The organism is Amycolatopsis stemonae (assembly GCF_054781455.1).
Genome location: NZ_BAAGUJ010000006.1, coordinates 246,130 through 266,566, shown reverse-complemented (window position 1 = coordinate 266,566; position 20,437 = coordinate 246,130). Strand labels below are relative to the sequence as shown.

General features: G+C 63.2%; 17 protein-coding genes and 1 tRNA gene. 8 read left to right on the top strand and 10 right to left on the bottom strand.

What is annotated here, in order from left to right; translation table 11 throughout:
- The first annotated feature begins 172 nt into the window (after positions 1-172).
- Positions 173-3,475, top strand: coding sequence for a type ISP restriction/modification enzyme (locus ACYVLJ_RS23960; protein WP_460440376.1), 3,303 nt, complete (start codon positions 173-175; stop codon positions 3,473-3,475).
- A gap of 157 nt (positions 3,476-3,632) precedes the next feature.
- On the opposite strand, the gene ACYVLJ_RS23955 is transcribed toward ACYVLJ_RS23960, so the two are convergent.
- The 5 genes from ACYVLJ_RS23955 to ACYVLJ_RS23935 all read right to left on the bottom strand — a co-directional run bounded on the left by ACYVLJ_RS23955 (position 3,633) and on the right by ACYVLJ_RS23935 (position 8,434).
- On the bottom strand, positions 3,633-6,254 hold the full coding sequence (locus ACYVLJ_RS23955) for a Rab family GTPase (protein ID WP_460440375.1): 2,622 nt from the start codon (positions 6,252-6,254) through the stop codon (positions 3,633-3,635).
- Positions 6,255-7,313: 1,059 nt separating this feature from the next.
- Positions 7,314-7,553, bottom strand: a complete 240-nt coding sequence (locus tag ACYVLJ_RS23950; protein WP_460440374.1) for a helix-turn-helix domain-containing protein — start codon at positions 7,551-7,553, stop codon at positions 7,314-7,316.
- Positions 7,502-7,666: a hypothetical protein gene (locus ACYVLJ_RS23945; protein ID WP_460440599.1), complete on the bottom strand. Its 165-nt coding sequence runs from the start codon at positions 7,664-7,666 to the stop codon at positions 7,502-7,504. The genes ACYVLJ_RS23950 and ACYVLJ_RS23945 overlap by 52 nt, the downstream gene beginning before the upstream one ends.
- Before the next feature lie 148 nt (positions 7,667-7,814).
- Positions 7,815-8,192, bottom strand: a complete 378-nt coding sequence (locus tag ACYVLJ_RS23940; RefSeq protein ID WP_460440373.1) for a MarR family transcriptional regulator — start codon at positions 8,190-8,192, stop codon at positions 7,815-7,817.
- A complete protein-coding gene (locus ACYVLJ_RS23935) occupies positions 8,189-8,434 on the bottom strand; it encodes a hypothetical protein (protein ID WP_460440372.1) in 246 nt (81 codons plus the stop codon). Before ACYVLJ_RS23935 ends, ACYVLJ_RS23940 begins: the two co-directional genes overlap by 4 nt.
- A 614-nt stretch (positions 8,435-9,048) precedes the next feature.
- Here ACYVLJ_RS23935 and ACYVLJ_RS23930 point away from each other — a divergent pair.
- Positions 9,049-10,527, top strand: coding sequence for a helix-turn-helix domain-containing protein (locus ACYVLJ_RS23930; RefSeq protein ID WP_460440371.1), 1,479 nt, complete (start codon positions 9,049-9,051; stop codon positions 10,525-10,527).
- On the opposite strand, the gene ACYVLJ_RS23925 is transcribed toward ACYVLJ_RS23930, so the two are convergent.
- The 3 genes from ACYVLJ_RS23925 to ACYVLJ_RS23915 form a co-directional block, all read right to left on the bottom strand.
- Positions 10,516-10,866 (bottom strand): cupin domain-containing protein, encoded by a 351-nt coding sequence (locus ACYVLJ_RS23925; protein WP_326950973.1) that lies wholly within the window; start codon positions 10,864-10,866, stop codon positions 10,516-10,518. The two genes, ACYVLJ_RS23930 and ACYVLJ_RS23925, sit on opposite strands and share 12 nt — an antisense overlap.
- On the bottom strand, positions 10,863-12,410 hold the full coding sequence (locus tag ACYVLJ_RS23920) for a helix-turn-helix domain-containing protein (RefSeq protein ID WP_460440370.1): 1,548 nt from the start codon (positions 12,408-12,410) through the stop codon (positions 10,863-10,865). The genes ACYVLJ_RS23925 and ACYVLJ_RS23920 overlap by 4 nt, the downstream gene beginning before the upstream one ends.
- Before the next feature lie 123 nt (positions 12,411-12,533).
- The gene (locus ACYVLJ_RS23915; RefSeq protein ID WP_020640049.1) at positions 12,534-12,914 is read right to left on the bottom strand and encodes a helix-turn-helix domain-containing protein; all 381 of its coding nucleotides are present in this window, start codon (positions 12,912-12,914) and stop codon (positions 12,534-12,536) included.
- Positions 12,915-13,069: 155 nt separating this feature from the next.
- Here ACYVLJ_RS23915 and ACYVLJ_RS23910 point away from each other — a divergent pair, with 155 nt between their 5' ends.
- The 6 genes from ACYVLJ_RS23910 (at position 13,070) to ACYVLJ_RS23885 (ending at position 18,612) form a co-directional block, all read left to right on the top strand.
- Complete coding sequence (locus ACYVLJ_RS23910; RefSeq protein WP_460440369.1) at positions 13,070-13,270, top strand: helix-turn-helix domain-containing protein; 201 nt, start codon at positions 13,070-13,072, stop codon at positions 13,268-13,270.
- Positions 13,246-13,578: a WhiB family transcriptional regulator gene (locus tag ACYVLJ_RS23905; RefSeq protein WP_460440368.1), complete on the top strand. Its 333-nt coding sequence runs from the start codon at positions 13,246-13,248 to the stop codon at positions 13,576-13,578. Before ACYVLJ_RS23910 ends, ACYVLJ_RS23905 begins: the two co-directional genes overlap by 25 nt.
- Complete coding sequence (locus ACYVLJ_RS23900) at positions 13,575-13,904, top strand: hypothetical protein (protein ID WP_460440367.1); 330 nt, start codon at positions 13,575-13,577, stop codon at positions 13,902-13,904. The genes ACYVLJ_RS23905 and ACYVLJ_RS23900 overlap by 4 nt, the downstream gene beginning before the upstream one ends.
- Complete coding sequence (locus ACYVLJ_RS23895) at positions 13,901-14,593, top strand: hypothetical protein (RefSeq protein ID WP_460440366.1); 693 nt, start codon at positions 13,901-13,903, stop codon at positions 14,591-14,593. The genes ACYVLJ_RS23900 and ACYVLJ_RS23895 overlap by 4 nt, the downstream gene beginning before the upstream one ends.
- Positions 14,586-16,712 carry a cell division protein FtsK gene (locus ACYVLJ_RS23890; protein ID WP_460440365.1) on the top strand — a complete coding sequence of 709 codons (2,127 nt, stop codon included), beginning with the start codon at positions 14,586-14,588 and terminating at the stop codon, positions 16,710-16,712. The genes ACYVLJ_RS23895 and ACYVLJ_RS23890 overlap by 8 nt, the downstream gene beginning before the upstream one ends.
- Before the next feature lie 148 nt (positions 16,713-16,860).
- Positions 16,861-18,612 (top strand): recombinase family protein, encoded by a 1,752-nt coding sequence (locus tag ACYVLJ_RS23885; protein WP_460440364.1) that lies wholly within the window; start codon positions 16,861-16,863, stop codon positions 18,610-18,612.
- Here the strand turns inward: ACYVLJ_RS23885 and ACYVLJ_RS23880 are convergent.
- Both ACYVLJ_RS23880 and ACYVLJ_RS23875 read right to left on the bottom strand, forming a co-directional pair.
- Positions 18,594-18,677: transfer RNA gene (locus tag ACYVLJ_RS23880), tRNA-Leu, on the bottom strand. The two genes, ACYVLJ_RS23885 and ACYVLJ_RS23880, sit on opposite strands and share 19 nt — an antisense overlap.
- A gap of 80 nt (positions 18,678-18,757) precedes the next feature.
- Positions 18,758-20,422: an AfsR/SARP family transcriptional regulator gene (locus ACYVLJ_RS23875; protein WP_460440363.1), complete on the bottom strand. Its 1,665-nt coding sequence runs from the start codon at positions 20,420-20,422 to the stop codon at positions 18,758-18,760.
- Between the last annotated feature and the right edge of the window lie 15 nt (positions 20,423-20,437).

Sequence of the window (20,437 nt, the reverse complement as noted above, 5' to 3'; positions counted from 1 at the left end):
GACGTCATCGATACAATCACCAAAGTTGACCCATTTGGCGGTTGTCCGCAAACAAGGGTCATCGACTTGTAACCGAAACGTACACAATTTCACCCAAAAGGCGGGCAGCGTTTTGGTCCGCTCGCGTGTGCTGTTGATCAGGAACCAGTCCGGCGCGCCCTGAGGAGTCGTCATGGTTGCGAAGAAGAGCATGCACGGACACGGCGCCGTTTCGCTGGACGAGATTATCGCCAACTTTGGCCAAGAGGTCACGCGGAAGCTGCGAACTGGGCAAGGATCTAACGAAGACCACCTCCGGGGTCCTTTTGAACGAATGCTGCGAGAGATAGCGCGGCAGCTGGGTTTAAGCGCTACACTAATCGGCGAAACCCGCTTGCCCGAGCTATCAATTCGTCCAGATTATGCAGTCAACGCCTCCGGAGCTCGCATCGGATACGTTGAACTGAAAAAGCCCGGACACGGAGTCCCCACGATATGGAGAAGTCCAAGCGACCACGACAAAAAGCAGTGGGATAAATTCAAGCTTTTACCCAACGTTCTCTACTCCGACGGAGAAAACTTCGCAAGGTTCAACTTTGGCAAACTCCAAGGACGAATCGCGCGCCTCACTCCAAACCTCGACCGAGCTGGCAAAAATCTTCATTCCGTCGACATTGCCTTCGAGAAAGTCATCACAGAGTTCCTACTCTGGGAGCCCGAAACTCCTCGCACGCTAGACGAGCTTGTCCGACTCGCCGCAAACCTATGCCGACTATTGCGAGAGGACGTTTCCGCGGAGCTGAAGAGAGAACAATCGGGGATCGCGAAAAAGCAAATATTCAGCGGTCTAGCCACCGACTGGCGCCAGCTATTATTCCCAAATCTTACAGATCAACAGTTCGCCGACCAGTATTCACAAACTGTTACTTTTGCACTACTGCTTGCCAGCGTCGAAGGCGTAGGGTTTCAGGGGCAACATATTAGCGAGATTGCCAGGGCCCTTGGCAAAAAGCATTCGCTAATGGGCAAGGCACTAGCGGTCCTAACCGATCAGTCCGAGGAAGAACACAGCGTCGTTCTCGACACAATGCTGAAGGTTTTCGGAGTAATAGAGTGGACAGAGTTCCCCGAAGACTCCTATGCGATGCTCTACGAGAAATTTCTTGCCGAATATGACCCAGTCCTTCGCAGGAAAAGCGGCGTTTACTACACACCATCCGCTCTCGTAACTTTCCTAAGCCGGTTTGTCGACGAAATTCTGCGAAATCGCCTAAAGCGACCGCTAGGGTTTGCGCAAGACGATGTCATTGTCGTCGATCCAGCAATGGGTACCGGAAGTTTCTTAGCTGAGGTAATAGACATAGTCGCCGAGACAGTGGAAGAAGATGAAGGCGAAGGCGTGGTAACCCCACGTCTACACGATCTTTCAAATCGCCTTATCGGATTTGAAAATCAAGCAGCACCCTTCGCCGTGGCCGAGCTTCGCATTCACAGCCTTCTCAAGAAGCGCCATCGCGCCGAAGTACCCCTTAAAGAGCGGCGATTCCTGGCCGACACGCTAGACGACCCCGACGTACAGATACTTCCGCTTGGTAGCATGTACGATACCATAAAGCAATCTCGCGAAGGCGCAAACTTAGTCAAGCGAAAAGAACCAGTGATGGTTGTGATCGGCAACCCGCCATATTCAGACAAGGCAAAGGGTGCGTCCAAATGGATTGAAACGCCCAGAAGTGATCTAGTCAAATATCCCAGCATTAGTGCTTTTCGCAAAGAAGGCAGCGGCCGGCTTGAGTACGTGCTGGCAAACAAATACATCTACTTTTGGCGCTGGGCAACATGGAAGGTTTTCGACGCGCATCCGAATAGTCCTGCCGGCGTAGTCGCATTGGTGTGCTCTGCCGGATTCTTGTCTGGACCCGGGTTCGCAGGCATGCGCGAGTATCTCCGTCGCACGGCAGATGAGGGGTGGATCGTAGATCTAAGTCCCGAGGGGCATCAGCCGCCAATGAAAACCCGATTCTTTCGTGCCAACCAACAGCCGATTTGCATCGCAGTATTCATTTGCAAGCGTCGACGCAACGAAAAAGATCCTGCCACCATATGGCGGACCAATGTTACCGGCAGCGTAGAGGAGAAAACTAACAGCCTCGAAAATCTTCGATTAGACGACGCCAACTGGACACGATGCTCCGAAAGTTGGTCAGCCCCGTTCGACACAGAAAGCGGCGCCGATTGGCAGACTTTCCCGAAACTGGACGACCTTTTTCCGTGGTTTTCCCCTGGAGTCATGCCTGATCGCACGTGGGTATACGCGCCAGAACCTGAAACATTGAAAGCAAGGTGGAAGAGACTCATAGGTGCACCACCTGAAGAAAAAGCTGAACTGCTAGGAGAAAGTCCAGATGTCAACCTACATAGGACCAAGGCCCCACTGCCGGGATTCAAACGAGGCAGTGTTCCACTATCGAACGATAGAACAGAGGAGGCACAACCCCTTCGAGTAGGATACCGATCATTCGATCGACAATGGATAATTCCCGATTCACGCCTGATTGCTAGGCCACGTCCTTCCCTATGGACGGTGCGCGGCGACAACCAGGTCTACATAACCGAACAGCACGCACATCCGATCACATCCGGACCAGGACTGACCTTTACGGCATACATACCCGACAAACATCATTTTATGGGCCATCACGCCGGTCGCACTATGCCGCTTTATCGCGACAAAAACGGAAGAACGCCCAATATACTTCCTGGCCTGTCAAATTACCTATCAGAGACGCTCGGGTTAAGCATAACAGCGCCAGACCTGCTTGCGTACGTCGCTGCAGTAACGTCCCATCCGGGATATACCAAGATGTTCAGCAATGATCTCAAACTTCCCGGAGTTCGGATACCGCTCACGCGAACCTCAAAACTATGGTCACGAGCTGTAGCCATCGGCGAGGAGGTCTTGTGGTTGCATACCTTTGGCGAACGTTTCTTTGATCCAAAGGCTGGTCGTCCGCGGTCGTCGCCACGACTACATCACGACAGGCCAAAGGTAAGGGTAACGATTCCAGATACAGCAGAATTGATGCCAGAGTACATAGACTACGACGAAGAAACCCTCACCTTATCTGTGGGCAATGGCCGTATCTCGCCGGTCGCACCTGAAGTTTGGGAGTACAACGTTGCGGGAATGCATGTGGTCAAACATTGGTTCGGGTACCGAAAGAAGCAACCAACTAGAGCTCGCAAATCACCTCTTGACGACATGGTCGGATCCACGTGGACCCCGACCATGACCACCGAACTACTTGAAGTACTCAACGTGTTGGGTCGTTGCGTAGCTCTACATCCGTCACAGTCCGACCTCTTAGAGGACATTATCCTTGAACCTCTGATAACACTCGAAGACCTGACACTTGCTAACATATTTCCTGCACCAGCCAACTCGACGCGGGCCCCCAATCCAGATGGGGTTCTCGAGCTTTGGGAGTCAGCCTAGTACTTGGGACTCAATCACCCCGGAATTGCCTGCAGCGTTAAGTACCCGGCGGGGCCGAGGGTTGTGCAGCGTGCCCGGCCCCCGCACGGGCGTCGTCTTTAGAGGAGGCTATGCATCACGGTGTCCGCAGTACCGCACGGGCCGTTGCAGAGCTACTTCATAGTCCGAGGTGAGCTTTCAAAACAGCAGCGGCAAGCGTGGCGCCGATTGATGTTGCGACAGTAAATGCCCATTTCCCTGATTTCACCAAATGGCCGACAGCTGTCGAACTATCACCGGACTCTGCCGCAGCCTCGGCGCGCGCAACTTCAGCGACCGAGTCGTACTCCTCAGGAAGATTCGCAGCGGCTTTCATAGACTGCAATAGCTGCTTGAGCTCTGCGGAAAGCTTGCTTGGATCAAGGTCTACATCGTCGCCACTGCCCAACTGCGCAAACTCAACCTTGTCCACCTTGGCGTGATCTCCAGCGACACCAATCTGCGAACCGGTGATGTTCCACGACTTGTTACCTTCCATATTAACCTCCATGTACTCGACTACCAACTTTGGTGTCTCCTCAAGAGGCACCGACGAGTGTTCCCCTCTAGGCAGGCAGATGCTAGAGCACAATTCTTCGTCAATCTCGCCATGCTGCACACGATGGTGCATCAGATCGAAAGATAGGCCCGTCAACACCCTTGGCAATTTTGGATAATAGAACGCAGGGAAAATCTTCTGCACAGACGGATCATCCGCCCAAAATCGCAACCAAAGATTAGTTGACTGCCGCTCTTCATCCATCAACGGCCTGCCCATCATGAGTTGCAACTCTTGATTATAGACCTCGTCTTTCCCTTCGCACAATGCAACCAAGGCGCGAATCCAGGAAGTCGCAGGGTTACTAGCAAGTCTCTCGGTCGCAATAATCTCAGCCGCTCCCTTTACATTATGCACACACAGACGCAGGAAGGCGGCTTGGCCAGCCATCGCGGGAGACATTTCGGTCGCGGCCACCAGGTCTGCTGCTTCCTGGTAGCGACCTTCACAACTCAGGATCAATGCAGCACATAACGCCACCTGACTTGGATGGCCATCCGCGGAAACAGCAGAAATAACCTTTCTTATGCCCACGACATCTTGACGAGCATAAGCAATGAAGACCGCTTGCTCAAACAACCTCGAACGATGATACCCGTCTGGACCCAACATGGTATACGCCGACATGAGAAGCTCAATGGCATCACGCCGGCGACCAGTTGAGGTCAAGATAAATCCAGCCAGCGAATATAAGCCAAACAAATTGTTCGGGTGAGATTTAGTGAAACCCTCTTCGAGAAATATCAAAGCATCGGCGCTCTTATTCGCCTCGAACAGCCTGGAAGCGTGAAAATGAAAGATTTTCCAGACTTCGGAGAGAGGAACCTGACCTACAGCTTGCCTTGCAACAACTTGAGCACTTGCCACACCTTCCAGGGCCCACGACAACTCCAGCCGCAGTCGCCACGCTCGGAAATCCTTCGTTGCGCGCGTCGCTATTGTCACCTGACGCAACGCTAGGTTCTGATCCCCGGGATTATTTCGCTTGACAAGGAGGCGCGCCAACAATGTGCGCAAGCGGTCGAAACCCGCATCATCGTGTGACAGCGCCGCTGACAGGACTACAAGAAGCGTTCTCGCTTCAGCCTCATCATTAGGCAGCCTAGTCACATTTTTATAGTGGCTGCTCAGTTGCTGTCGGTATCTGCTCGCAATATCATCAAACTCCACCTCGCGACCCGACTTGACAAGGTGGAATCGCGCCTCAACAAATGAGTTACCAACTGCAGTAAGGCGTCGAGGTAGCCCCCCTGCAGCCTTGAAATGCCTAGTATAATGGTCGGCCGCATACCCATGAGCGATGTTGAGCAATCGAGGATTGTCCACCAGACGACTCCGCGCCAGATAACGCACCACGGGATGAATAATAAACCACCCCGGAGAAGACTGGCCCAGAAGAAAACGATTCGAGAGGGAATTTCGCCCTGCGTTCACATCCGCAACCAGTGGAGCAAGCCTTGACATGGCGTCAGCTTGAAATGGTCTTCGGTAAACCGACAATTGCCCAACGAAAAGTTGAGCATTCGCATCCATACGCTTAATCGTTTGCGCCATAAAAGCTTCTTCAAGACGCCTCAATAACTCAGGGGATACCACTTCATCGCGTAGTGCCCAAGCTTCCGGCTCTAGCTCGATTAGCGACTCCAAAGGCTCTTCCTGAAGGCAAATTACCAGCGTGTGGATCGCACGAGGATTGTGCGCCAACCAACGAACCACATCGACACGCTTCTCCTCAGGCAGCTCCGCCTCGAGCCCGCGCCTTTGCAGAAGGTCACCAAGATACACTACCGCTTCGTGCTGCTCCGGGGCACCCAGGTATCGGAAGTCGATTTCTCGCGACCATTCACCTTCGCATACTCGTTGACTACACACCAACAGCATGCGCCCGGACGTATTCAGGCGGGAGATCCGAGATAAAAGCTCCATAACGGACTTATGCGGAAGTCTAGTCCGAGAATCCAATGCCTCGTCAAAATTCGTAATCGCAATCAGAGAACCTTCCGAGAGAGCATCAACCATGCCACTTTCGAAAGAATCCGCTTCGGCCATTGCCGTGGCGCCAGATTCCTCAAATTCTGTCGCGATTTCCAACAGGAGATCTTCCGCGCCTAGGTTGACTCCAGTGGTTGACACCACAACCGAGGCTTTGCCCCACTCTTTCGCTAGCTGCCGCGCAAGCGTCGTCTTCCCGACTCCGCTCAAGCCCTGGAGGATGCAGACGGATGGTCCGCCGTTCACCCATCCGTCAAGGAACCATGACTTTAGTTCACTCGCACCTGCATGGCTATACGGCATGCCGTCTCCAGCTATAAGTCTTCACGTATACAAATCTACCGGATATCGAGGACGCGTTGTCGAGATAGTTCGCCGAGACGCCGACCGTTGAATGATGCTCCATCGCGTTAGTCTCGACTCCAGCCTGGCAACGCCTCCTACACCCGTCCAGACAGTGTCGCATCTAAACTGTAGGCCGTTACGGCCTACGAAGGGCGCCAAGGTTCCAGTATGGTCGACAGTCAGCGCGACATTGCAAGAGTCGATTGATCTGCGTAGAGGTTGCGCGTGACGCCTGCGACGAGCTCATCTCGACTCGACAGCCGTAACCGATGGCGCGGCGGCGGCAAGGTCGGTTGCCCGAGCGGCTTCGACCAAGTCGGCAACGTCGGCCAGCTCGGCGAGTGCTGCGCGGGCGTCCTCTCCGGACGTCACGGCGCGCGCCAGCGACAGCCCACCAACCCGGTCGAGCAAGGCCAGCAGACTCGTACGGGCAGGATCGGCGTCGAGCCGGGCGGCGGGTGCGTTGGCGGCAGGTAGGGCCGTGGCATGTCGCTCGGCAACCCCGCCCCTTCGAGGAAGCAACATCTCGCCGCAGCCCGCGCACGCCGGTTCAGCCAATCTGCTCTCCCTAGGTTTCGCGACCACGATGCCATGACGATATACCCCTCCTGTCACGAATGCAGTCACGAAAATGGCTGTCACAATACGTCCCCCGAGACGTCCGCCGTCACACAGCCCGTGACGGCCATAAACACTGGACGGCCTGCGAGAACGTCAGCTGTGACGGCTGTGACGGGTTCACCGAAACCCGTCACAGTCGTCACGAACAGCCCTCGCAGGGTTTGAATCGTCGACGGACGCCTGTCACAGCGAGTCGGACGCGCGGAGCGCGCATTGCAGCCACGAGTCCCGCGGCCCGCCTTCGTGGATGTAGCTGGCAAGGCCATACCGGGTTGGGCGCGACCCCAGGCGAACCGAGGCTGGTCATGACTGGCCGCGGCGGCGGAGGTCTACGCCCTCGGCGAGCAGGATGTTGGGGGTCTGGCTGTAGGACATGCCGTGGGTAGTCCCGAGCTGCCGGATCGAACGCCCGTGGTGGCAGGCGTAGACCAGCCCAGGTGGAGTCGGTGGCAGCGGGATTCGTGGCGGACGCAGGGTGACGCCTGCGTCAATCAAGTGGTGCGGATCTTGCGGTAGTTGTAGGGGTAGCGCGCGACCAGACATTCGAGGGTGTCTCCGGCGGTGTAGTGGACCGCGAGTTCCCGGACGACGTCAACGGGGATCGCGGTGGGAATGGGATCCGCCGGACGCACATCGCTGTGACCGTCAGTCACCATATCATCGCCACCCTCCTCAGCCGATCCGCGTCCGTGGCGACGCAGCCGACATCGCTGGCGCATGTCACGCGGTCCGCTTCCAGCCAATGGTGAAACGCGCTCGCGCCAGCACCGAGCACCGCCACCGAAGCGGGAACGACCACAACGGCTACCGCGACGCTCCCGACTCTGGACCCATTGGTGGAAGAAGATCGGCGCGCCGGGCGGCAACGAGTTCGGCGGCCGCGCGCGCGACCGCCTGGAGCGCAGTCACGTGCTCGGTCAGCCGGTTGAGTCCGAGGGCAGTGAGGCGGAGTTTGGTCCGGCCTTCTTCGATTCGGGTCACCAGGTACCCAGCCGCGCGTAGACTCTCGACGTGCTGCGCGAAGCTCCGCTCGCCAAGACGCAACGCGCCCCGGACGGCGACGTCCTCGCACCAGCGCATGTCTGCCAGCAGGCATGCGGCGAACAGCCGCACCGGCAGAAGCAGCAGCGGGTCAAGGTCTCGCTGAAAGGCAGGCACGCTAGGCCGCTCGCCGGGCGTCATCGATCCCCCGCCGGCAGTTCGGCGGTACCAGGTCCGGGCGAACGGCGGAGGCAGGTCACGCAGGGCATCCCGACCGGGCGGTCCAGCAACTCGAGTTCGCCGGGGCCGAACGTCTCGCCGCAGTACGCGGTCAGGCGCTCCGGTGCGGTCTCCTCTGGCGACAGCGGGAAGACGTGCACGACGCGGCGGGTTTCGCCCACGGTGCCGGGCAGTGGACGCGCGATGATCAGGCGGGCCGTCATCGGGCGCCTCGCCGAGCGTGGTGATCGGCGGGAACGGGCGCGGTCGGGGTGCCGCCCGTTCCCGCCGACGTGGTAGTCCGGCCGCCCTGCTCGGGAATCAGCCGCACGCGTTGAGGCGGGCGCGGCGGCAGGACGGCCGGAGTCCTGAGGCGGCCGAAGAGGCGACGTAACCGGGACGGCTCCCGGCGGCGCGCCGGCGTGGGATTGGCCGGGCGGTTGCGGACGCGGATCAGTGCGAGGCAAGCAACGCAGGGACGACCGGGTGGGACCAGACACGAGTCGATGAAGACTTCGTGTCCGCAGAGCGCCTGGTAGCGACCCTCGTGGAGGGCGACGCCGTGCGCGAACGCCTCGTCCGTGACGGCGTGGTCCAGGTCGTCGGCGACGCAGCGGTACCAGGTCACGTAAAGACGCGGCACTCGTGAGCCATGCTCGCCGCTCGTCACAGTCGCCCCTCCGGTTGTCAGATATGTTGAAATCATCCAATCCGGAGCACCCAGCAGAGCCCAGGGCGCAAACGTCGGGGTTTCGTGACACAGATGTGGCAGTCGGCGCGTTTACCTGCTGCTATGCTGCTATGCTGCGATCATCGTCAACCAGAGCGAGGTGGTCGGGTGGTCAGTGTTCGTCGGCGCGAGGAGCTTGTTTCAGCTCGTAAGGCGGCCGGTCTGACGCAGGAGCAGCTCGCCGAAGTGATGCGCGTCGACCGATCAACGGTCATCAGGTGGGAAGCCGGCGACTACGCGCCACAGCCGTACCAATGGCCGAAGCTGGCTAAGGTGCTCGGCCGCTCCGCCGACGAGCTGCGCGAGTTGATCGGCGTGCGCCCGGTCGCAGGTACGCCGCTGCTCGGATCGGCGCTTGAGCCTGCGTTCAGCTGGCTGGATCGGCAGGTCGGCTGGAGCCCGGGGACGACACGCGAGCGAGTGGAAGCACGGGCACCAGCAGGCCGACGCGTCCGGGCACAGGTCGGTCGACGCCAGCTCGCCGACGCCTTGGCGGGCTACTACGGTGATTCGCCTGCCGGGCATTCGATGTACCAGGTCCGCTGCGGCGGGGTCCAGACACGAACCAGCATCCTGAGCCGTCCAGAGTGGACGGAGTTGGCGTGTCCTCTGACGTTTCAGACTGACCGGCTCACATTGCTGTCAGACCTCGCGCGGCCGCGCCGTGGCATCGAAGAGAACGAGGCAGTCCGGCGGCTCGTGGAAGCTGCGGCGGATGACGTGCGGATAGCGGACGTGCCGATCTACCGGCTCTCGGCAATCGAGTCTCAGCGGGACGCCATCGTGGGCAAGGTCGGGTTGGCCCCATTCGTCGAGTACGCCTTGAGCGTGGACCTGCTTGAGCGCGAGTTGACCGACAGATTGGAGGCCGGGAAGCACTTGCGGCCGGGGGATGTACCGTTGCGGGACAAGTACTTGCCCGACTTCGCGGCGGTGCTCGGTTTGGACGGGCGACTGTGCGCGGGCGGGGTACTCGCGTTAACCGCGATCGCGCGACCAGCCGACCCGCATCGCGGCGGACCGGACTACTTGCTGCTCGTCCAGGAGCGATCGGGGCGGGTGCTGAACGCGGCCGGCCGGTTGGCGGTCATCCCCAAAGCGTTCCACCGGCCGTTGGCGGACCACCGGGCGGACGCACGGGTAGGGACGACGCTGCGACGAGAGTTGGAGAAGGAACTGTTCGGGCGCACCGACGTCGACAACACGGCGGGAGCGCAGCGCGCGGCCGACCCAATGCACCCGAGCAGGTTGTCGGCGCCGATGCGATGGCTTACCAAGCCGGGGCGGATGCGGTTGGAGTGCACCGGGTTCGGGTTCAACCTCGTCAGCGGGAACTACGAGTTCGCCAGCCTGGTCGTGATCGAGGATGAGGAGTTCTGGCCGCGGTTCGGCGGCGACGTCGAAGCGAACTGGGAGGCCGCCGGGTTGCGGCAGTACTCGACGCTCGACGGCGACTTGATCGCGGACCTGATCAGCGACGAAACCTGGAGCAACGAAGGACTGTTCGCGTTTCTCCAGGGATTGCGTCGGCTCGCCGAGATCGGCGGCGATCGAGTGCGGATTCCGGCAGTCGAATTAGGTGGCTGAGGGCCAGCGGACGGTCAGGACGACCGAATCCGCCAGCGCTTCCCAAGAATGGTCGATTCCTGGACCCCACATCACGTAGTCACCTGGACGGGTCATGGTCTTGCTGCCGCCGGTAACCTCCACGTGAAACTCACCGGAGACGAGCATCACTAGCGTGGTCCGCTGGTCGTCAGACGTCCACTCAGGACGCTTGTCACCCGCAGGATGGTTGGCCCACTTGACTTCTACGTCCTTCGAGGCGCGTACACCCTGCGACGGGTCGATGAAGTGTCCGACCAGCCAGCCGCGGGTGTCGGCTGCGTCCTCGTTGGCGTTGCCGGCGGTCCAACCGTCGCTCACTGGCTGATCTCCCATTCGATCTCGGGCAGTTTCACTCGCTCTCCGCCGATTTGCTCGAGGCGCCGAAGACCTTGCGTCATGGCGAACAATCCTTCGTTGCTCCACGCTACATCACTCAGCAACTCGGTGACGAGTTCCGCGTCGGTAGTCGAATACTGACGAAGAGTCGCGGATTCCCAGTTCGCTTCTACCACTCCCCCGTAGCGTGCCCAGAATTCTTCGTCGTCGATGACGATCAGGCTGGCGAACTCGTAGTTCCCGCTCATGAGGTTCAGGCCGAACCCGGTGCACTCCATCCGCAGGCGGCCGGGCTCCGCCATGAGCCAGCTCATCGGCTCGGTGAGCTTGGTCGGGTGCAGCGGGTCGGCTGCCAGCATGTCGCCCAGGGTGTTGTCGATGTCTGGGCGGCCGAACAGTTCCTCTTCCATCTCGCGGCGGAGCGTCATGCCGACCTGGGCGTCCCGGCGGACGTCGGTGAGGGGCTGGTGGAAGCCCTTCGGGATAACCGCGAGTCGGCGCGCGGCGTTGAGTACGTGGCCGGACCGCTCCTGGACCAGGAGCAGGTAGTCCGCGTCACCGCGGTACGGGTCGGCAGGCCGGGCGATCGCGGTGAGCGCGAGCACGCCACCCGCACACAGCCGGTCGCCGACTTCGAGCACCGACCGGAGATCCGGCAGGTAGCGGTCTCGGAGCGGCATGGCGTTCGAGCCGGTGGCGACGGCGTCCACCAGCTCGCCTTCGAGCAGGTCGACCGTCAGCGCGTAGTGCACGAACTGGGACATACCGAACGTCCCGCCGAGCTGGTGTTCACGGATGTCCGTGCTCGTCAGCCGGTAGATAGGGCTGTCCGTCAGCCGGGTGTTCATGGACAGCGTCTCGACGAGCCGCTGAACAGCGCGGCCGGCGGCGTGGTCGTCCAGGTCCAAGTCGGCTTCGGGCTGCGCGCTCGGAACTCGGAACCGGTCGCGCGGCGGCCGCAGTTCACAGTCCAGGTCCAGCCAGTCTGCGCAGGTCAGGACGCTGGTGTTCATGGCCAGCTCGCCACACTGAGCGGTGTACAGGCCGTGGTCGTCGAGCCGGTTGCCGTAGTAGGTGGCCAGCGCTTCCGCGACGTCACGTTGGCTGACCCAACCTCGTCGCGTGCCGCGGTCGTGGAGGTCTTGGACGTTGACGCTCGCGACTCGCTCGGCGACAGCACGGCGCGCGGTGCCGGGCGCCCAGTGGGCGTGCCGGTCGAGCCATTCGAGAGCCGCGCCGATGTGGGGGTCCGCGGTGAGCCGTCGGTCGGCCTCCGTCGTGTCGACGGCCGGCCCCTCGCCGATCAGCTCGGCGAAGCGGATTTGCTCAGCTTCCGACGCTCGTTCATGTGCGGTGTCCAGAACCTGTTGCATCTCCGACTGCGGCTGGAGATCCGGCTTCTTATGCCAGGAGGCGACCGTGCGCGCGCTGATTCCGAGGTGTTCGGCGAACCGCTCTTGACTGAGCCGCAATGCCGACTGCAATGCGACCGCTGTTCGTCCCGTCCATCCCCCGGCCGGACTCATCGCGCTCCCGAATGTCACTGATCTGCGGTGGTTGTGCAGTGGTCCTGCGGTGCTTGTGCATGGGTTGCGACGCCGTTCCGGCCTTGAATTAGAGGCATGAAAAACACCTCACTCACGCAGTCACTAACGCTTCGGCTTCACGTGCTCGACCACGGTCGCAAGGCTCGTTTGGACGTCCTCCAGCCGGTCGGTGATCTCGGCCAGGCGCTGTTCGAGCGCGTCCAGCCGGGACCACAGTTCATGACCGTCGTCGGCCGGCTCGTCCGGGTGCGGCGGTGTGCGATTCTGCAGCACGGCCAACAGATGCTGCGGATGCCAGCCGAGCGTCGTCGACAGGGCTTCAAGCGTCCGCGCGCTCCGACGACGCTCCACCGTGTGGTGCTGGAGCTCGCGCACGATCGCCTGCGACACGTGCGACCGCTCGGCCAGCTCGCGTTGTCGCCAGCCGAGTTCGTTCACGCGCATGTTGATGGCCTTGGCGACTGCCGCCCAGTCCTCCGTCACGTATTCCTCCGCGCTCCGCCTCAGCGCCGAGATTAGCGGTTCGTCGAGCTTTCTCCGCGCCGCATAGCGCATTGCCTGCGGCGCGTCGGACAAACACGTCCGACGAAGAGCTGAAATCAACAACATAGTCTTGAAATCAACAGAATGGTTCTCTCATGAACACCAAAACGACCTTTCACACCATTCCCGAGTCCGCGTGGATTCTCGGCGTCTCCCGCAACACCGTCAGCCGGGCGATCCGGACTGGCATGCTCCGCGCCACCCTGTGCCGCTCGGGCCTGCGCGTCTCGTCCATCGAGCTGGCCAAGGCGCTTCAGGACGGAGGTGCGGCATGGAAGCCGACGACCTCTGGCTGATCGGCATCGCATGGCGGCTCGATCACCTGCGGTGGGTGCCCGCCGATGTCCTACGCGACGTCGTGACCAGCGATGGAGCCTGCATGACGCCGTCGGAGGCCGTCCCTCCGGACGCTCGCGATGACCGCGAGTTCGCCAAGCTGCTGTGCGGCGGCTGCCCGGTCCAGGACGAGTGCCTTGAACTGGAGCTTCGGACGGCCGGCGTCCAAACGGTCGGCGTCTGGGGCGCGATGACCGACGACGACCGGCGCGCGCTGCACCCGCACTGGCTGCGTCGCGGCGAGCGCTTCGAGCGGGGTGCACGATGAACGGACTCACCGTGACGCCCACGCAGATCCTCGCCGGTGTAGGCGTGCTGATCGTCCTGTTCTGGGTCTGGCGGGCTGGTGCTCGCCGGGCGAAGGCCGCAGCGGAAGCTGCCCGGTCTGGAGCGCGGCTCGTCTCGCTGGCCGGGCGCGTGCTGTTCAATGCCGGGCTGATCGTCGCGGTCCAGTGGGTGGTGATCGCTCATCCGGGTAGCCCGTGGCTGCTGTTCGTCGTACTCGGACTGCCCGCGCTGTTCGCGTCCTACGCGCTGACCCGTGCCATGACCGTGACCACCGTCGATACCTCGAAGCGGGGTGGTCGGCGATGAACCGGGCGCAACGGCTCGCGCAGGACGCGGCCGAAGCCGCGGAGGTGCGCGCCTATCAGACCGATCCGGACGTCGTCGCGCTGCGGATCGAGCGCGTGCGGCGGCAGGTCGACTGGATGTGCTGGTCCGGGATCGTGCTCGGGCTGGCCTTCACGATGACCAACGTGCAGGGCTTCGCGTCGGCCGGCACCCGGCCGGGGTCGCTGCCGTGGCTAGCCGCGTGGGTGCTGGACCCGACCGTCTCGCTCGTCCTGCTGGCGATCCTGCGGGCGGAGCAGGTCACCGCGCGGTACCAGGTCAAGACGGGCGTGTGGGTGCGGCGGGCGAAGTGGTTCACGCTCGCGGCTACGTACGTCATGAACACCTGGACGTCGTTCGCGGCCGGGGAAGCCGCCTCGATCGTGCTGCACTCGGTGCCGCCGCTCGTCGTGTTCGTCGCTGTCGAGGCGATCACCGACCTGCGGGACAAGCTCACCGATGCCGTGCTGGTGGCTGCTGAACGGCGCCCCGTTCAGCAGGAGACCGGCGGGCGGCGCGTGCTGTTCGCCGACTACCTCACCATTGCTCGGGAGATGTGGACGCCGGACGTCGAGATCACGCCGGCATGGGTGCGGCGGGCAACCGGGTGCTCACGTGGCCTGTCACCCCGGCTGGCGCGGGCACTACGGGCAGAGGTGGCCCATGACTGACTCACTGCCGGTCAAGGCCGATCCTGTGCTCGACGGCGAACTGATCGACGACACGTTGCCGCAGCCGCGCCCGCGCGCGCCGAAGAGGAATCGCTTCGTGTTGTGGTGGCTGCACTCGCCGCGAGTCCCGTTGTGGCTCAAGAGCAAGCCTCAGGCGAGGCAAGCGCTGAAGGATGCCGTGGTGTGGCTGGTGCTATCGCCCTTGCGGTTCCTGGGTGCGGTTGTGCGTGGCGTCGTGGTCGGCGCGCGGTGGTGGCGGGGCTGGGTGACCGTCCGGGATTACCGGACGGCCGCCGAGGAGTCCGAGAAGCTTGCCGACAAGTTCACCGAGATTCGGGCGCTGACGTTGTTCCGGTGGAAGGTCACCGGCGCTGTCGTGGTCGTGACGGCTGTGGCGGTCGCCATCGTCGATCTCGTGTACGGAACCGATCCTTTGTGGATCTGCGGCGCCGCTGCCTCAGTGGCGCTCGCGATCCTCGGGCGAAGGAAGGACGGCAGTCCTGGCCGTAAGCCAGCGCTCGCCGGGCCACGGACGTTGACGTGGACGATGGACCCGCAGGTCCTGGTGGACGCGTTCCGCGATGCGAAGCTGATCGGCAAGGACGAGACGCTGCGGCTCGTCGAACGTGCGACGCGCGTCGGAGACGGCTGGGCCGTCACCGTCGATCTCCCCGCCACCCGCAAGGCGGCCGACGTGGTGAAGAACCGGGACGCGCTCGCATCGGCGCTTGCCGTCGATGAGGTACAGCTCATTGTGGAGCGCGTCCGGGGCAACGGCGGACACGCCGGGCGAGTGTCGATGTGGGTCGCTGATGAGGACCCGTACGCCTCGCCGCCGTTGCGGACGCCGCTGCTCGGCGTGACGCAGTGGGACGCGTGGCGGCCGATCCCGTTCGGACGGGATGCGCGGGACCGGCGGATTGACCTGCCGCTGGTGTGGACGTCCCTGCTGGTCGGGGCCATTCCCCGGCAGGGCAAGACCTTCGCCGCCCGGCTCGCGGCGGCCGGGCTCATCCTGGACGCCTGGGTGCGGCTGTACGTGGCGGACTTCAAGGCCGGAAAGGACTGGGACGCGGCCGGATTGGTGGCGCATCGGTTCATGTCCGGCGACGAACCCGAACACGTTCTGGCGCTTGTGGACTGGCTGATTGAGCTGGTCGGCGAGGTTCAGACGCGGTTTCGGCGGATGCGCGACCTGGACGACCTCACGTGTCCGGAATCGAAGGTCACGCCGGAGATGTCCCGCGACAAGGCGCTGGACATGCCGATCACGGCCATTTTCATCGATGAGGTTCAGGTTCCTCTGGAGGATCGCACCCCCGTCGACGTGCAAGGCAAGAAGCTCACCGCGGGTGAGTACGTCGGCGAGCTGTTGACGCGGCTGGCGAAGAAGGGGCCGGCCGCTGGGATCGTCCTGGTGCTCGCCACGCAGCGGCCGGACTCGAAGACGATCCCGTCGGGGTTACGGGCAGTGCTCGGCTCGCGGTTCGCGCTGCGGGTGATGGATTGGCGCGACTCGAACATCGTGCTTGGCGAGCAGATGAACACGCGTGGGTTCGACTCCAGTCGGCTGCTGCCCTCGCACAAAGGAGTGGGCATCCTTCGGCCGGACGGCGACACGTCGGCCGGCGCCGATGTGCTGGCCATGACGGTTCGGACCTACTACATGCCGAACGAGGACTGGCGGACCATCTGCGAGCAGGGCCGGACGCTACGCGAGGCAGCCGGGACACTCACCGGGCACGCGGCCGGGCAAGACACCATGCCGGTGCTCGACCACGCGGCCGCGGTCAAGGCAATCGGTGCAGGTCACGCAGCTGAGTCGTCTGGCGAACTACCCGAGGTGCTCGCGTCGCTCGTCGACTACTTGGAGGACGACCTCGGGCCGGACGGCCGAGACTTCGTGCCGACAGCCGAGTTACTGGACGTCCTGGAGGTCGACTCCCGGACGTTCGCGCAGCAGATGGCCGAGGTGGGATGCCGGCCGACGCGAGACCGCGTGACCGGCGAGGACGGCGAGACTCGGCAGGTTCGCGGGTACCGGACGGCTGAAATCAGGAGCGCAATCGACCGCGCGAAGGAAGGCGGCGAATTGACCGGGCAGGAAGGTCGGTCATGAGCGCCACTCACTCCGAGGATCGACCGATCCGGGTTATCCTACCTGCGGGATTGCCAGAGTTGACGCCAGCCGTAGCACGCGGACTACTGGCCGTTCTGATCGAGCTTACCAAGGTGCCGGTGCTGGACGGACCGGCAGAGGAGGAACCGTGACGGCTGAAATCAGCAACGACCCGTGGTCGACGCTGGACGACATCCTTGGCCTTGAGGTGGCCGAGCCGGTCGACGACGGGATCGGTGAACTCGCTGCCTACGGCCGGTGCTCGACGGAAGACAACCAGGACCCGGAGACCTCTCGCGGTTGGCAGTTCGGGAACGCTCGGAAGTTCGTCGAGCCGCTGGGCGGCCGGGTGGTCGCCGAATACTTCGACATTGGGCAGTCGCGGTCGGTCCCCTGGGAGCGTCGAGACGAGGCTGCGCGGCTGCTCGCCGAACTGAAGAACCCGCGGCGGACGTGGAACGCCGTTGTGGTCGGCGAGGGCACGCGCTGTTGGTTCGGCAACCAGTTCTCACTCATCGCGCCCCGGTTCGCCGCGTACGGCGTCGACCTGTGGGTGCCGGAACTGGGCGGGAAGTACGACGCGCGGAACCCGTCGCACAAGATGCTCATGAGCGTGCTCGGTGGAATGAGCGAGTCAGAACGCCAGCACGTCCAGGCTCGCGTCCGCGCCGCGATGGACGCACAGGTTGTCAACGAAGGGCGACACCAGGGCGGCCGGGCGCCATACGGCTACGTTGTCGTTGACGGCGGTCCACACCCGAATCCCCGAAAGGCCGCTGAGGGGTTCCGGCTGCGCGTACTGGCCATCGATCCCGACGCGGCCGAGGTGGTCCAGCGGATATTCGCCGAGTACATGGAAGGCGTCGGCGATCGAGCGATCGCGAAGGGGCTCAATGAAGACGGAGTGCCCTGCCCTTCCGAACGCCGGCCCGAGCAGAACCGGCACCGGCTCGCCGATGGCTGGCAAGGGAGCACCGTCCGGTCCATTCTGGAGAATCCGCGGTACACCGGGTACGCGATCTTCGGACGCTGGACCAAGCACGAGACGCTCCTGAATCCGGATGACGTCGGGGCGGGGCATGTTGTGCGGTTCAAGCGGGCGGCGCCGGATCGCGTTGTTCGGTCGCGGCGACCTGCTCACCCGGAGATTGTTTCTGTCGAGACGTTCACGCAGGCGCAGTTGATGCGCCGATCCCGTGCGGCCGGCGGACTGCCCGGCATTGCCAAGCTCGAACGGAATCGCGCAGCCACCAAGCACACGTACCTGTTGAAGGGGCTGGTGCGCTGCGAAATCTGCGCCCGAAAGATGCAGGGTGCGGCTATCCGGAAGGGCGTCTACTACCGGTGCATCGCACGAACGATGACGCCGGGATCGGCGGCGCTGGCCGATCACCCGAAGACGGTGAACCTGCGAGAGGACGTCGTAGTCCCGCCGATCAACGAGTGGCTGAGCCAGGTCTTCGCCCCGGACAACCGCGACGAGACGGTACGGCTGCTCACCGGGTCGCAGGACGGCCGGGTGGACGGCCGTCGAGCCAATGCGGAAAAGCGGCTGAAGGGTGCCGAGGAGAAGCTACGGCGGCACCTTGCGGCTATTGAGGCGGGCGTGGACCCCGTCAACTTCGTCGAGCCGATGAAGCGCGCACAGGCTGAGCGGCAGGCCGCGTTGGAGGAGCTGAAGCACCTACCGGATACACAGGCGGTCGACGTGGCGGAGGTGTACGCGATGCTGGACCAGCTCGGCGACGTCGCCAGGCACCTCAACTCGCGCAGCTCGGAGAGGATCACGCAGGTCTACCGCGACCTGGGCTTACAGGTGGTCTACGACAACAAAAAAGAGGCAGTCACTGTGACTGCCTCTCCCCGTGTGGGTAACGTGTGTGTCCGAGGGGGGACTTGAACCCCCACGCCCGTTAAGGGCACTAGCACCTCAAGCTAGCGCGTCTGCCATTCCGCCACTCGGACCTGCTGAAGAAAGAGTATACGGCGCCCCGTCGGCCTTGTTCAGGGGGGTCTGGATCCGATGCCTTCGGGGTCTGGGATGATCAGCTGTTCTGCATCGATTCAGCTGCTTGGCCGCGGGCGAAGGTGCGCAGGGGCTCCTGGTAGCCGTAGTGGTCTGGGCCTGCTGGTTCCAGCAGGTGGGCGTCCACCAGGGACTCCAGCAGCATTGCCGTGTCGGTCAAGGGGAGGCTTAGGGTCTCGGAGGCCGATGCCACCGAGAAGTCCGGGTCGGCCCAGGCCAGGGTGCTGAACGCTCGGGCCTGGGGTGGGGTCAGCTCGGCCAGGACCGACTCGTACGGCTTCTCGATCGCGCCGCACTCCGGGGGTGTCACCGGGGCGCCCGGGGCCGGGCGGCCCAGGCGCTGCAGGGCCGTCGCCATCGTCCAGTCCGGGCGGGATGCCAGGCGCGCTCCTACCGCCTGGACCACCTGGGGGAAGCCTGCCGTCCGGGTGGCCAGTTCTCGCGTCTCCGCCGGCTCGGCCGCCACCCGGGCCGGGCCGATCAGGTGGCCCAGCAGGGTTAGGGAGTCCGGGACGCTCAGGCCGCTCAGTTTGGTCCAGTGGGCGTGTGACAGGCCGTACAGGCGGCGGCGGGCTGTGATCAGTACGGCTGAACCGCCCGCGGACGGGAGCAAGGGGGCTACCTCGTCGGCGGTGCGGGCGTTGTCCAGGACGGTCAGCAGGCTGAGCGTTGACGTGCGGGTTCGCCACAGCGCCGCGCGCTCGCTCGGGGACTCTGGGAGGCTGTGCACCCCTATCCCCCGCAGCAGCTCCGACAGCGGGTCCGCCGACGCCGACAGGTCCAGGAACAGCAGGCCGTCCGGGAAAGCCGCCGCCACGCCGTGGCCGATGTGGACGGCCAGCGTCGTCTTGCCGATTGCCGCCAGGCCCTCGATGCCCACCACCGGGACTCGGGCTGCGGACGGCGAAAGGGCTGCGGAGAGGGTCGCCGTCTCCGATGTGCGGCCGACGAACTCCGGGAGGTCCGGGGGTAGCTGGGTCGGGCGCGCCACCGGTGTCAAGGACGGGTCGGCCGTGAGGATGCGGCGTTGCATCTCCCGCAGCTCGGGGCCGGGGTACAGGCCCAGCTCCGCCTCCAGCAGGCGCTGCGTCTCCGCGAAGACTTCCAGGGCCTCGGCTTGGCGTCCTGCGCGGTACAGCGCCAGCATCAGCAGCTCGCGGGGACGTTCGCGCAGTGGGTGTTCGGTGATCAGGTCCGTCAGCTCGGTGATCGCGGGCCTGCCCGCCTCGATGTCCGCGGCGGCCAGGTTCTCGCGGGCCGTCAGGCGCAACTGCTCCAGGCGGACGCGCTCCGCCTCGAAGCCGTTCAGGCCTGCCAGTGGGGTCCCGTGCCACAGCTGCAGGGCCTCGCGCAGGGAAGAAGCCGTGCCGGTGGTAGCCAGGCGCTGGAACTCCGTGACGTCCAAGGCGTCGACGCGCAGGGCGTAGCCGCCGCCGACCGACTCGATCGGGACGCCCGCGTGGCGCAGACGGGACACGTACGAGCGGACCATGCCGGCCGCCGCCCTCGGTTCGGTGCCGCTCCACAGGGTCGAGACCAGCTGGGCCGGGGACAGCGGGGTGCCCTCCTGCAGGAGCAACGCCGCCAGTGCCGCGCGTTGCTGGGGCGGGCCCAGCTCGACCTCGGCGTCGCCGCGCCACGCGCGGACCGGGCCCAGCACTTCGAACCGCATCGCATCGGTCACGCACAGCGCAACCCG